Source organism: Pseudactinotalea terrae, assembly GCF_009733845.1.
Classification (GTDB): domain Bacteria; phylum Actinomycetota; class Actinomycetes; order Actinomycetales; family Beutenbergiaceae; genus Pseudactinotalea; species Pseudactinotalea terrae.
The window spans coordinates 609200-621855 of the sequence record NZ_WNXZ01000002.1 but is presented as its reverse complement, the minus strand read 5'-3'; the positions used below and the strand labels follow the sequence as shown (position 1 = coordinate 621855).

General features: G+C 73.0%; 10 protein-coding genes. 6 read left to right on the top strand and 4 right to left on the bottom strand.

Annotated features, from left to right (window positions below; genetic code table 11):
- Positions 1 to 8: 8 nt before the first annotated feature.
- Genes GPA03_RS10335 through GPA03_RS10325 form a run of 3 tightly spaced genes read right to left on the bottom strand, consistent with a single transcriptional unit; the run spans position 9 to position 2390 of the window.
- Entirely contained in the window at positions 9 to 875 is an 867-nt protein-coding gene (locus GPA03_RS10335) for an alpha/beta fold hydrolase (RefSeq protein WP_156251889.1), read from the bottom strand.
- Positions 876 to 909: 34 nt separating this feature from the next.
- Positions 910 to 1875 carry an SH3 domain-containing protein gene (locus tag GPA03_RS10330; RefSeq protein ID WP_156251888.1) on the bottom strand — a complete coding sequence of 322 codons (966 nt, stop codon included), beginning with the start codon at positions 1873 to 1875 and terminating at the stop codon, positions 910 to 912.
- A 56-nt stretch (positions 1876 to 1931) separates the two neighbouring features.
- On the bottom strand, positions 1932 to 2390 hold the full coding sequence (locus GPA03_RS10325; protein WP_162458333.1) for an SRPBCC family protein: 459 nt from the start codon (positions 2388 to 2390) through the stop codon (positions 1932 to 1934).
- 61 nt (positions 2391 to 2451) lie between these two features.
- Between GPA03_RS10325 and GPA03_RS10320 the strand changes: the two genes are divergently transcribed.
- The 6 genes from GPA03_RS10320 to GPA03_RS10295 all read left to right on the top strand — a co-directional run bounded on the left by GPA03_RS10320 (position 2452) and on the right by GPA03_RS10295 (position 12134).
- Complete coding sequence (locus tag GPA03_RS10320) at positions 2452 to 3201, top strand: SOS response-associated peptidase (RefSeq protein ID WP_156251886.1); 750 nt, start codon at positions 2452 to 2454, stop codon at positions 3199 to 3201.
- A gap of 81 nt (positions 3202 to 3282) precedes the next feature.
- Positions 3283 to 4560 (top strand): sensor histidine kinase, encoded by a 1278-nt coding sequence (locus GPA03_RS10315; RefSeq protein ID WP_241681217.1) that lies wholly within the window; start codon positions 3283 to 3285, stop codon positions 4558 to 4560.
- The gene (locus tag GPA03_RS10310; RefSeq protein WP_156251885.1) at positions 4557 to 5246 is read left to right on the top strand and encodes a response regulator; all 690 of its coding nucleotides are present in this window, start codon (positions 4557 to 4559) and stop codon (positions 5244 to 5246) included. Before GPA03_RS10315 ends, GPA03_RS10310 begins: the two co-directional genes overlap by 4 nt.
- Before the next feature lie 106 nt (positions 5247 to 5352).
- The gene (locus tag GPA03_RS10305; RefSeq protein WP_156251884.1) at positions 5353 to 6138 is read left to right on the top strand and encodes an ABC transporter ATP-binding protein; all 786 of its coding nucleotides are present in this window, start codon (positions 5353 to 5355) and stop codon (positions 6136 to 6138) included.
- Positions 6138 to 8708 carry an ABC transporter permease gene (locus GPA03_RS10300; RefSeq protein WP_156251883.1) on the top strand — a complete coding sequence of 857 codons (2571 nt, stop codon included), beginning with the start codon at positions 6138 to 6140 and terminating at the stop codon, positions 8706 to 8708. The genes GPA03_RS10305 and GPA03_RS10300 overlap by 1 nt, the downstream gene beginning before the upstream one ends.
- A gap of 57 nt (positions 8709 to 8765) precedes the next feature.
- Positions 8766 to 12134 (top strand): FtsK/SpoIIIE domain-containing protein, encoded by a 3369-nt coding sequence (locus tag GPA03_RS10295; RefSeq protein WP_156251882.1) that lies wholly within the window; start codon positions 8766 to 8768, stop codon positions 12132 to 12134.
- On the opposite strand, the gene GPA03_RS10290 is transcribed toward GPA03_RS10295, so the two are convergent.
- Positions 12026 to 12490, bottom strand: coding sequence for a hypothetical protein (locus GPA03_RS10290; protein ID WP_156251881.1), 465 nt, complete (start codon positions 12488 to 12490; stop codon positions 12026 to 12028). The two genes, GPA03_RS10295 and GPA03_RS10290, sit on opposite strands and share 109 nt — an antisense overlap.
- Between the last annotated feature and the right edge of the window lie 166 nt (positions 12491 to 12656).

The following is a 12656-nucleotide window of genomic DNA, read 5'->3' as shown; positions in this document are numbered from 1 at the left end:
CCCAGCGCTCACGGCGTCCGCGTGACCACCGTCAGCCAGGCCAGCACATCCTGCGCGAGCGCCTCGGTGGCCTCCAGCGGCACGAGATGCCCGGCGCCGGGGAACATGGACACCTCGACCGCTCCTGGAAGTCGGTCCGCGAGCTCAGCGGCCTGGGCAGCTGGGATCCACGGGTCACGCTCGCCCCACCCGATGCGCACCTGGCAGCGGGTCTGGTCGAGACGAGCGACGAGCCCGCTGGTGTGCTCGGGGCGCAGCTGCGCGATCTGGCGGTAGAAGGCGCGCTGCCCGGCGGCTGAGCACCACGGTCGCGCAAGCCCGTCGACCCACGCGGCGTCGAGACCGGCACCCGCCGCTCCGGCGATGTACTCCCGGACGAGGGCCGTGTGCAGGTTGGCGGGAAGCGCTGCGAAGACCGCCTCGTGGTCGGCGACCAGCCGGAAGAAGGGCGAGCCCCACGGGTCGAGCGTCACGACGTCGAGCAGGTAGAGCGAGGCGAGCTCACGAGCACCCAGCAGGTGGGCTCCGAGGGCAACAGCACCGCCGATGTCGTGGGCCAGCACATGGGGCCGGTCGAGGCCCCAGTGGTCCAGGAGGGCGGCGAGCCGCTGCTGCTGGTGAGGGAGGTCGACCGGTGGCGGGTCGCCGTCGTCGATCGATGCCCCATACCCCGGCATGTCCCACAGGAACACGCGGTACCGGGTGGCGAGCGCACGAGCGAGGGGCATCAAGGTTGCGGCAGACCATGGCGTCCCGTGGCAGAGCACGACGTCCGCCGCAGCGTCCCCGCGCCGGGGCTCGATCACGTAGGTCGCGATGTCGGTGCCGTCCACGCGGACGGTCACGGGCTGCGGCAGGGTGTTCGACTCCGTCATGCCCGCCACGCTAGAACGTCAGGTCGACCACGAGTCAGTACGTGCTGACGTGCACGTGGTCGTAGTGGTTCGCCGTCGGGCTGCCGCGGTCGGCCATGTACTCCCAGGCGCCGTGGGAGTCGCCCGCCATCCACATCTGCTGCTCGTAGATCAGGTACGTGATCCCCAGCTCGCCCGCGTGCGCCTGCAGGTAGCGTGCGATCTCCCAGCCCGCGGCGCCGCTGACCATGATGTCGAGGGCGCGTCCCGAGCCGTGGTCGCCGCCGTCGCCGGCGCGGTAGCCGCCGTAGGCCGAGGCCACACCGGGGAACGCTGCGCACACCGCACGATAGGTGGCCGCGGCGTTGGCCGCGAGCGAGCCCTCGATCCCCGGGCTGGTGGAGCAGGAAGCGCTCGAGACGCCGCTGCCCTCGGACGTCTCCGCCGGCTGCTCGGCGGCCGGCTCCTCGGCGAGCGGCTCCTCCTCGGCGAGATAGCTCGAGCTCACCCAGGCGACACGCTCGTCCCAGATCACCTGCGTCCAGCCGTCGGCGCTCTCACCGGTGACGTCCACCGGGTCCGCCCACCCGAGCGTGGTCAGCTGCTCGTGATCGACGGAGGGACCCGAGCGCACGTTGACGGCGGAGGTCGCCCAGAGCTGGCCAGTCACCTCGGGCAGGGGTTCCTCGGTCGTGGGCTCCTCCACCGGAGGCTCCTCGACCGCGGCTGGCTCGGGCTCCTCGACGGCGGTCGGCTCGGGCTCGGTCGCCCCCTCGCGCACCGCGGACCGCCCGGCAGCGGCGGCGTCGCGACCCTCGAGCAAGGTCTCGCCGGCGCCCTCAGCGCCCTCGGTGGGCCCGAAGACCACGGTGGGCTCCGCCGTCGAGCCGGAGGAGTGCGCGCCCAGCGGGAGCGCAGCGCCCAGGGTGGCGAGGGACAGCGCCGCCACGCAGGCGACGCCGAAGGCGCGGGAGAGCGGCTGGCGCCGGGTCTCAGCGCTGCGGTGACGGCCTTGAGGCACAGGGGATCCCAACGGTGGATGAGCGGGAAGGACATGGCATCGTAACCAAACCGTTATCAACCACCGAATCGCGTGAGGTGGGTCACAAGTCCCCGCTGCCCCTCATGCATCACCCGTGCGTGGGCCCAGCGGGCCGGAGCGCCGACGAGCGGACCGAGCGCATGGAGCAGGCCACGGGCAGGCGTGACCTCCCAGCGGATCGTCGCGATGCAGCCGTCGGCTGCCGGATCCACCCTCCAGGACCCCAACCCGACCAGGTCGCCCACCACCCGGGCGCGCGCGTACCGCGGCGGCGCGGCTGCCACGATCTCGACGCCGAAGCGCAGCCGGTACCCGAACGGGCTCCGGACCACGAGGTGAACCCGCTGCCCGAGGCCGTCGGAGCCGGCGTGACGCACCATGGCGGCCGCGTCAATGCCGGGCCACCAGTGCGGCCATGCCGCCACCTGCTCGACCGCGCCCCAGACCGGCTCCGGCGCTGCCGGGAGGTGCCAGGTCGTGGTGAGTCGGTACATGCGGCCAGTGTGCCCCGTACCCCCTCGCGCGAGTGTCGGTACCCGGTGCGAGGATGGACGTATGTGCGGCAGATACGCCTCGTTCAAGGAGTCCCAGGACCTGGCTGACGCGTTCGACGTCGAGGACATGACCGAGGCGGCCCGGGAGGTCATGGCCAGCTGGAACGTGGCACCCACGGACGGCGCGCGGATCGTCGTCGACCGGGCGCCCCAGCTCGATGGTGATGCCGCCGAGGCGGAGCCGGCGAAAGTCCGCCGCGAGATGCACCTGGCTCGGTGGGGCCTGGTGCCGCCGTGGGCGAAGGACATCTCGATCGGCGCGCGCATGATCAACGCGCGCAGCGAGACCCTCACCGAGAAGCCCGCCTTCAAGAAGCCGGCAGCGACCAAGCGCTGCCTGGTGCTCGCCGACGGCTACTACGAGTGGCAGAAGATCACCCCGCCGGGCGAGTCCAAGCCGATCAAGGTGCCCCACTACATCCACCCGACCGATGGCTCGCCGATCGCGTTCGCCGGCCTCTACTCCTGGTGGCGCGACCCGAGCAAGGATGACGACGATCCGGATCGCTGGCTGCTGTCCACCACGATCGTGACCGCCGAGGCACGGGACGGCCTCGAGGCCATCCACGATCGCGAGCCGGCGATGCTGACGCGCGAGGTCGCCGAGTCCTGGCTCGATCCCTCGATCACGGATCTCGACGCGGTACTGGCGATGCTCGCCGAGCCCCCACCCGAGCTGTCCTGGTACGAGGTGGGCCGCGCCGTCGGCAATGTCCGCAACAACGGTCCCGAGCTGCTGCAGCCGGCCTGAGCGGCGTCCACCGCAGGTCGCAGGCGTGACTCGTCCCGCAGCACGACGCCCACGAGCGCGCGGGTCCCTAGGCTGAACGGCGTGACCGCCCCGCCCACCGAGACCTCGCCGCAGCCCAGCGGCGGCGCTGCGCCGACGCCGGGAGAGATCTGGTTCGCGGTCATCCTGACGGTCGCATTCGCCCTCGTCCCGATCGCCTACGGCGGGGTCGGCGGTGCCGCCAGGCCCGTGCTGGCGATCTCGACGCTGATCGGGATCGCGCAGCTGATCGCCCTGATCTGGCGGCGCTCGCACCCGGAACGGACCGCGACCGTCGTCGCGGCGCTGGCCGTCGCCCACTTCGCGCTCGGCCAGTTCCTGCAGCCCTCGGACGTCGCGGTGCTGGTGGCGCTCTACTCCGTGACGGCGTTCCGACCCGGTGGCTCCAGCCGTACCTGGCTGCTCATCGCCATGGGCGGCGCCGTCATGGTCGGGGTTGGGTTCGCGCTGAGCGACTGGGCTGGGATGGGGCAGGCCCTCGCGATCGCCACGTTCCTCTTCGTGGGCTGCGCTGCCCTCGCGCTGACCGCCTGGGCACTCGGGCTGGTGCGACGCGCCCGCTACCTCCAGCAGGAGTCGCTCGCCGAGCGTGCCGCCCGCCTCGAGCGCGAGCGCGACCAGCTCGAGCAGATCGCCACCCAGGCCGAGCGCACACGCATCGCACGGGAGATGCACGACATCGTGGCCCACTCGCTGTCGGTGGTCATCGCCCAGGCCGACGGCGGTCGGTACGCCGCCAAGACCAGTCCCGAGGCAGCGGAGCGTGCGCTGCTGACGATCTCCGAGACGGGCCGTGCCGCGCTCGCCGACATGCGGCGCATCCTCGGTGTGCTGCGCACCGACGGGCATGACGCCAACGATCTCGTCCCGCAACCCGGGGACACGGACGTCGCGACCCTGGTCACGTCCATGAAGGACACGCTCCCGGTCTCCCTCATCGAGATGGGTACGCCGCGCGCGCTGCCGCCGGGCACGGGCGCCACCATCTACCGGATCGCGCAGGAGTCCCTCACGAACATCCTCAAGCACGGCGGCCCCGAGGTGAAGGCGACCGTGCTGATGCAGTGGGCGCCCCAGCACGTGGTGCTGCAGGTCGACGACGACGGCCGCGGTGCCGCCGCGGTCTCCGACGGCGCCGGCCACGGCGTCCTCGGGATGCGCGAGCGCGCTGCGATGCTCGGTGGCACGCTGAGTGCCGGCCCGCGCGCCGGGGGCGGCTACCGTGTCCGCGCGGAGATCCCGGTCCCGGGCGGAGCCTCCGGCCCGCGCCCAGAGCCACCGACCACACCAGCACCGCCGATCGATCAGAGGACACCATGACCGAGCCCCTGCCTGACAGCCCGATCCGTGTCGCCCTGGTCGACGACCAGCAGCTCGTGCGGGCCGGGTTCGCGCTGGTGATCAACTCCCAGCCCGACATGGAGGTCGTGGTCGAGGCGGGCGACGGCGCCCAGGCACTCCGACTGCTGGGCAGTCACCCGGTCGACGTGGTGCTGATGGACGTGCGCATGCCGAACATGGACGGCCTCGCCGCGACGGCCGCGCTCACAGACCCGGCCGGCGGGGACGGCCCCAAAGTCATCATCCTGACCACCTTCGATCTCGACGAGTACGTGCTGCGGGCGATCAAGGCAGGCGCCTCCGGGTTCCTGCTCAAGGACACCCCGCCCGAGGACATGCTGGCGGCGATCCGCACCGTGCACCACGGCGAGGCCGTGATCGCGCCGTCCTCCACCAAGAGGCTGATCGGGCACCTCGCGAGCGTGCTCCCCGACGCCGAGCGCACTCCCCCGGCGGTGCTCGACTCGCTGACCGATCGTGAGCGTGAGGTGCTGGTGCTGATGGCCCGCGGCCGCAGCAACACCGAGATCGCGAGCGATCTGTTCGTGGCCGAGGCCACCGTGAAGACCCATGTGGGGCGTGTCCTCGCGAAGCTGAGCGCCCGCGATCGCGTGCAGGCGGTCGTGGTCGCGTACGAGACCGGACTGGTCAGCCCCGGCAGCTGAGCGCGCCGGGTGTACGCCGTGACCTGCGGGTCCACCCACGGGATGACCCGAGAAACCGACCCCGGCTCGACGCGGCTGCACCGCTGCCGTCCGTAGCGTCTTCACCATGACGCAGACACTGCCCACACCGCCCACCGACCAGTCCGCCCGCAGCGCCGTGCGCGCCGTCGGGCTCACCAAGATCTACGGCCGTGGCGACGTCGCCGTCCACGCGCTCGACGGCGTGGACGTCACGTTCGCCTCCGGCGAGTTCACCGCGATCATGGGGCCCTCGGGCTCGGGCAAGTCGACGCTGATGCACCTGCTCGCGGGCCTCGACACCGCGACCGCCGGCCAGGCATGGCTCGGCGGCACCGAGCTGACCGCGCTCAACGACGACCAGCTCACCATCCTGCGCCGCGAGCGCGTCGGGTTCGTGTTCCAGTCCTTCAACCTGCTCCCGATGTTCACGGCCGAGCAGAACATGGCCCTGCCCTCGCAGCTCTCGGGCGCGAAGCTCGACAAGGAGTGGACCGACGTCCTCGTGAGCACGCTCGGGCTCGGCGACCGGCTCACGCACAAGCCCCACGAGCTCTCGGGCGGCCAGCAGCAGCGTGTGGCGATCGCACGGGCGCTGTCCACCAAGCCCGACGTGGTGTTCGCCGACGAACCCACCGGCAACCTCGACTCCCGCTCGGGCACCGAGGTGCTCTCCTTCCTGCGCCGCTCCGTGCGCGAGCTGGGCCAGACGATCGTCATGGTCACGCACGACCCCGCCGCGGCGGCCTACGCCGACCGCGTGGTCCTGCTCGCCGACGGCCAGATCGCCGGTTCGATCTCCGACCCCACGCCCGAGAGCGTGCTCGCGGGTCTCGACGCACTGCGCCAGCCCGCTGCGACGGTGGTCCGCTGATGCTGCGCGCCACGCTCGACCAGATGCGGGCCTCGGCGGGGCGACTCGCCGCCGCCGGCATCGCGATCCTGTTGGGCACCGCGTTCGTCGCGGCCAGCCTGCTGGCCTCCGCCACCATGGAGCAGGCCACGCACGATGCCTTCACGGCTTCCTACGCCGACGCCGACCTGGTGGTCACCGCCCGGTCCGCGCCGCTCACCTCGAGCACGTTGGCGGACATCCGAGCGGTCGACGGCGTGAAGGGCGCCGACATCGAGTCGTACTTCGGTCTGGAGATCGCGGGCGCCGATGCGGCTGAGTACGTCGCGCTCGCCCCGACGCCGAGCGACCCCGCCCTCGCGGTCGGGACGCTCGCCGAGGGCGTGGAGGCGACCGCTCCTGGGCAGCTCGTGCTGTCTGCGGATGTCGCTGAGCGCCTGGGCGTCGACATCGGCGACACGGTCAGCACCTCGTTCGACGTCTGGGAGAACAACCAGATCACCGACAGCCGCACCGAGCAGCTGAGGGTCGTCGGTCTCCTCGAGGCGACCGGCAACTACTTCTCCACAGGATCCGGCGGCCGGCTCGAGGCGGGCCAGTACGACGAGTGGCGCATCGCGGCGAGCGGGACCGACGACGTCTGGGGCGCGCTGATCGCGTTCGAGGACGGCGCCGATGCGGCAGCGGTCCGCGCCTCGATCGAGGCGCTGCCCAGCATCGCTGACGCCTCGGTGCAGACTCTCCCAGAGCTCGCCGAGGAGCGCACGGCCGCCGAGACCGGCTCCAACGTGACCTTCCTCGTGGTGATGCTCGCATTCGCCTCGGTCGCGCTCGCCGTCGCCGGCCTCGTGATCACCAACACCTTCCAGGTGCTGGTCGCGCAGCGCACCCGGACGCTGGCCCTGCTGCGCTGCGTCGGCGCGAGCCGCGCTCAGATCCGCGCCTCGGTGCTCGGCGAGGCCGCGCTGCTCGGGGTCATCGCCTCGGTCGTGGGGCTCGCGCTCGGCACGGGGATCGTGCTCGGCGGCGTGAAGGTCCTCGAGAACCTCTTCCCCGGTGCCCTGCTCGGCACCACGGTGCCGTTCAGCTGGTACGTCCCGGTCGTGACGCTGATCGTCGGGATCCTCGTGACCGTGCTTGCCGCGCTCGTCCCGGCCCGGATGGCCACGCAGGTCGCTCCGGTCGCCGCGCTGCGCCCGATCGAGGGTGCCGTGGACGAGCGCTCGGGTCGCGGCCGCCTGGTGCTCGCGATCACGGCCAGCGTGCTGGGCGCGCTGATGCTGGCCGGGGGTGTGGCCCTGGCTCTCGCGCTCTCGGAGACCGACTCCTCCGACGTCGGCATGCTCGGTGGTCTCGCGCTCGGCGTGCTGGGTGGGCTGATCTCGCTGTGCGGCCTGCTCATCGGCTCGGTCTTCCTCATCCCGAAGCTGTTGCCGGTGCTCGGTCGACTCGCGGGCAAGGGCACTCCGGCCCGGATCGCCACGGCCAACGCCGTGCGCAACCCCCGCCGCACGGCCGCGACCACGAACGCGCTGGTCATCGGCGTCGCACTCGTGGTGATGATGTCCACCGGCGCCTACTCAGCACGGCAGACCCTGCTCACCGAGCTCGACTCGTCGTTCCCGGTCGACCTCGCGGCAGGAGTGAGCGACACCTCCCAGGAGGTCACACAGGCGCAGATCGACGCCGTGAGGCAGACCGACGGCGTCGCGGCCGTGGCCACCCTGCGCACCTCGAGCGCGGACCTGACGCTGGCGGACGGGTACCGGACCGGCGTGACCGTCAACAGCGTCGCCGAGGGTGACCCTGACGCCGTGATGCGCTCGGACGTGCTCGCGGACCTCGACGACGACACCATCCTCCTCGGCTCGCTGTTCGATGTCACCCTCGAGGACGGTGACACGGTCACCCTGACCTCCGCGGACGGCACCGAGCGCGACCTCACGCTGGTCCAGGCGGACGTGGGTCGCTACGCCGCCTTCGTCACACCGGAGGTCTTCGCGGCACTTGCCCCGGACGCCCCGGTCACGACCATCTGGGCACAGATGGAGGACGACGCCGATGCGATCGCGGTCAGCGACGCACTGCAGTCCGCGCTCAACGAGCTCACCGCAGCCGACCCCGAGGCCCCGGTGCTGCAGGTGGGCGGCAGCGCGATCGAGCGTGCAGCGTACGGACAGGTGATCGACACGCTGCTGGCTGTCGTGCTGGGCCTGCTGGGCGTGGCCGTGGTCATCGCGCTGGTCGGTGTCGCGAACACGTTGTCGCTGTCGGTGCTGGAGCGCCGCCGCGAGAACGCGACCCTCCGGGCGATGGGCCTGACCCGTGGTCAGCTGCGCGGCATGCTCGCTGTCGAGGGGGTGCTGATCGCGACGGTCGGTGCCGCCGTCGGCGCCATCGCCGGGCTCCTCTACGGATGGGCCGGTGCGGCGATCGTGCTCGGGGGGCTCGGTTCGCTCGAGCTCGGCGTGCCGTGGCTGCAGCTGGGCGCCGTCGCGGTGATCGCGGTGACGGCGGGGCTGCTCGCCTCGGTGCTGCCCGCGCGCAGCGCCGTCCGTCAGTCCCCGGTGGCAGCCCTCGCCACCGACTGACCGTGGTTGTCCACAGGGGCTGAGCGGGGCGGGGGTCTCTCGGGGCAGGCTGGCGGTGTGAGCCGTGTGGGGACGAGGTACCACCTGGCTGTCGTCGGCGGACCCGACGTCGGCTGGGTGGCCCCGCTGCCCGAGGACACCGAGGTCGTCGTCGGAAGGGGCGACGACGCCGATCTCGCCCTCGCCGACCCCCGCCTCTCGCGCCGGCACCTGCGGGTCAGGCACCGGCGCGGCCGCCTGGTCGCGCACGTCCGCCGGGGCAGCGACGCCACCGCGCGGCCGGGCCGCCGCACCCGCAGCGGCCGCACCCGGCTCGGCCGCAGCCGCCGCCTGCGGAGCCGTGGCCTCACGCTGACGCCCGGGTCCCGCCTCACGCTCGGCAGCAGCGTCATCGAGGTCCGCGACCATCCCGCGCTGGCGCCCGAGCCCCGCTCGGTCGAGCTGTCCGAGGGGCTGGGCATGCGCCTGCTGGTGCCGCTCGCGATGTCGGCCACCATGCTCCCGCTGGCGCTCAGCACGAACTCCGGCAGCCCGTGGCGCACCGTCACCTGGCTGATCCTCCCGCTGGTCCTCGTGGTCTCGGCGCTGTGGCCGTGGCTCCGCGAGCGAGCAAGGAAGCGGCAGGCGGACCCGCGACACGCCCCGAGCGACGACGTCCCTCCCCCACCGCCTGACCCATCGGCTCTGCTCGTGGTCGCCGACCGACCCGGCTCGGGCCCGCCCCCTGAGTGGGACGTCGGCACCGAGCAGCACCATGGACGACGGCGGTCCCGCACGATCGCACCGCCCCCGCCTGGGCGTGGGGTCGCGCTCGTCGGGGCTCCCGAGGCGTGCCGCGCGATGGCCCGGTGGCTCGTGTGCCAGGCCGTCCACCACGCCGCTCCGGACGACCTCCGGCTCGACGTGCCGCCGAGCTGGGACTGGACAGCACCGCTGCCGCACACCGGCCCGCACCCGGACGCCACCGCGACCCTCCGGGTGATCGAGACCCGACCGGGCGCACACCCGGCCCCGGCGAGAGACGCCGTCGGTATCCTCGTGGCGACCTCCCTCGCCGAGGTGCCGACCTGGTGCACCGCCGTGATCGAGGTCGATCCCCAGCACGATCGGCGGGTCTCGGTCGCCTGGGCTCACGAGGTGGCGACCGCGATCGCGCAGGCGGCCGCGGGCACCGGGGGGCTCCCGAGCCTCGTGCCGCTGCAGGACCTCCTGCGCTGCCCCAGCCCCGAGCAGGTGCTGCGACGCTGGCAGCGCCGCCCGCCGGGCCTGACAGCACCGCTGGGCATGGGCCCGGAGGGCCCGCTGTGGCTCGATCTCGCCGAGGCCGGCCCGCATGCGCTGGTGGCGGGCACCACCGGATCCGGCAAGTCCGAGCTGTTGACCACGTGGGTGCTCGGGCTCACGGTCGCCTACGCCCCGCGGGACGTGCAGGTGCTGCTCATCGACTACAAGGGTGGTGCCACGTTCGGTGCGCTGGCGGAGCTGCCGCACGTGGTCGACGTCCTCACCGACCTCGACGCCGGCACCACCGCGCGAGCGCTGGCTAGCCTCCGCGCCGAGCTCGCACGCCGCGAGCGCGTGCTCTCCGACGCCGGGGTGCGGTCCCTGCGCGAGCTGCCCGGCGGGATGCCTCGACTGCTCGTCATCGTCGACGAGTTCCGCACGCTGGCCGATGCGCACCCCGACCTGCTCGACTCCCTGGTCCGGCTCGCGGCCCAGGGCCGCTCGCTCGGCATCCATCTCGTGCTCGCGACCCAGCGACCGGGCGGCGCCGTGACAGCCGACATGCGCGCCAACATCTCGGTGCGGGTCTGCCTACGCGTCCTCGAGCAGACCGACTCGCACGACGTCCTCGGCGAGGACTCCGCAGCCCGGCTGCCCGCGGTGCCGGGGCGTGCGGTGGTTCGGACCGACGGCTCCACGACCGTCCAGATCGCCTGGCCCGGCAGTCTCGACGACGGTGTCGCGCGCCTGCTCGCCACGCTGCGGACCGCGCGGGACCTGGCAGCGCAGACCGATCCCACCCTCGTCCGTGTGCGCGCCCCGTGGGCGCCCCCGCTCCCCGCCTCGATCTCGACGGCGGAGCTTCCCGAGGTTCGCGATGACGCCGTTCCGTTCCTGCTCCTCGACCTTCCCGAGGAGCAACGGCTCGGCGCCGCCCACCTCGACCTCGGCGACACGCTGCTCATCAGCGGGCCACCGCGCAGCGGCCGTACGGCTGCCGCGCGCACGCTCGCGGTCGAGGCCGTCCGGCGCGGGATCACCACCCATGTGGTGGCCTCCGAGCCGCTGCTGCCCCCGGAGGCGCCCACGCGTGGCACCACGTGCGCCACGGACGACGTGCGCCGGGTGCAGCTGCTGCTGCAGGCACTCGAGCGACCGCACCCCGCCCGCGAGCTGCTGGTCATCGACGACGTCGAGGCCATGTGTCGCGCCCTGGACTCCGTGCTCCCGTTCGGCACCGCGCTCGAGACGATGATCGACCTGCTGCGTGCCGCGCGGCGGCGTCGCCTCGGCGTGGTGCTCACCGCCTCGCCGCCGGCCGCGCGGTGGGCGGCGGCCACGCATGCGCACCTGGTCCTCGCGCCGCGCGACCTCTCCGACGCCCTCGTGGCCGGGGTGCCGCGCGAGCTGATCCAGCTCGGCGCTCCAGCGGGCCGCGGGGTGCTGCTCGACGGCGCCACCGCGCTGGTCGGGCACGTCGCGCTGGCGCCGCTGACGGGGCCCTGGCCGCGGCCCGCGAGGACCCCGTTGCGCATCGAGCCCCTGCCGGATTTGGTCGCCTTGCCGCCCGGGCTCGGTGCCGTTCCTACCGGCGAGCGGGTGCTGCTGGGCCTCGGCGGCCCCGACAACGGTCCGGTACACGCGCCGCTGCGCGCGGGCGACACCCTGCTGGTGCTGGGCGCTCCCCGCACCGGGCGCACCACCACGCTGCGGATGCTCGCCGCGCGCCTGCGCGCCGCCGGCTGGCAGGTCTGGACCGATCCCGCCGCCGTCACGCCACGCACACCGGGCGTGCTCCTGCTCGATGACGTCGACCGCCTCTCGGCTGCCGCCGCCGGTGTGGCCGCCGATGCAGCCGGCTCGGCCACGCTCATCGCCACCGCCCGGCCCGAACCGCTCGGCGCGTCCTTCCACGAGCTCGCCAGAAGACTGCGCGAGCCCGACGCCGTGCTCGTCCTCGGTCAGACCGCGGGCACCACCGCGTGGACCGGGATCGACGTGCGACCCCTGGTGGACGCGCACCAGCACCCCGGCCGCGGTGTCCTGGTGGCGCAGGGTCGCGCCGTCGCGCTCCAGGTCGACCGTGGCGCGCCTCAGAGCACGGTGCCGGAGGAGGACCCGGAGGAACGGCTGGTCGCGGCGACCGACGCCGGCAGCAGCAGCCCCACCCCCACGACGATCGACGCCACGATCATCGGGTAGAGCGCCCAGCCCGGCGCCTTGCCGATCACGCTGAACGCGATCGCTGCCTGGATCAGCTGCCACGTGAGCACGGGACCGCGGCCCCAGCGCCGCCCGAGCCACAGCGCGTGGATGCCGAGCACCAGCAGCCCCACGAAGAGGAGCATGAAGACCGAGAGCGCGATGGCGACCGCGGCGTTGTCGAAGCCGGCTCGCACGGTCGACGCGATCGACCACACGGCCGCCGCGACCAGCACCAGTCCCTCGAGCCCGGCGACCACGAGGGCGATCAGCAGCGGCAGGTTGCGCCACGGGTCCTCGACGGGAGCCGGCGCCGGAACGTGCGCCGGCCCTTCGGCGGAGCTGCGATCACTCACCCCGCCAGCCTACGACCCCGGATCGGTCGCTCCGCCGTCGGAGATCAGAACGTGCGTGGGAATGCAACGTGAGAGAAGTCTCATCATCAATCCGACACCCGTCTGAAACAACCCCTTGTGCGCGAACGGGGTGCGTGTGACACTGGATATCGGTCAATTTCGGGGC

Bases quoted from the DNA above. Each gene is read 5' to 3' on its own strand.
- GPA03_RS10335 (WP_156251889.1), bottom strand. From the start codon at position 875: ATGACGGAGTCGAACACCCTGCCGCAGCCCGTGACCGTCCGCGTGGAC.
- GPA03_RS10325 (WP_162458333.1), bottom strand. From the start codon at position 2,390: ATGTACCGACTCACCACGACCTGGCACCTCCCGGCAGCGCCGGAGCCG.
- GPA03_RS10320 (WP_156251886.1), top strand. From the start codon at position 2,452: ATGTGCGGCAGATACGCCTCGTTCAAGGAGTCCCAGGACCTGGCTGAC.
- GPA03_RS10310 (WP_156251885.1), top strand. From the start codon at position 4,557: ATGACCGAGCCCCTGCCTGACAGCCCGATCCGTGTCGCCCTGGTCGAC.
- GPA03_RS10305 (WP_156251884.1), top strand. From the start codon at position 5,353: ATGACGCAGACACTGCCCACACCGCCCACCGACCAGTCCGCCCGCAGC.
- GPA03_RS10300 (WP_156251883.1), top strand. From the start codon at position 6,138: ATGCTGCGCGCCACGCTCGACCAGATGCGGGCCTCGGCGGGGCGACTC.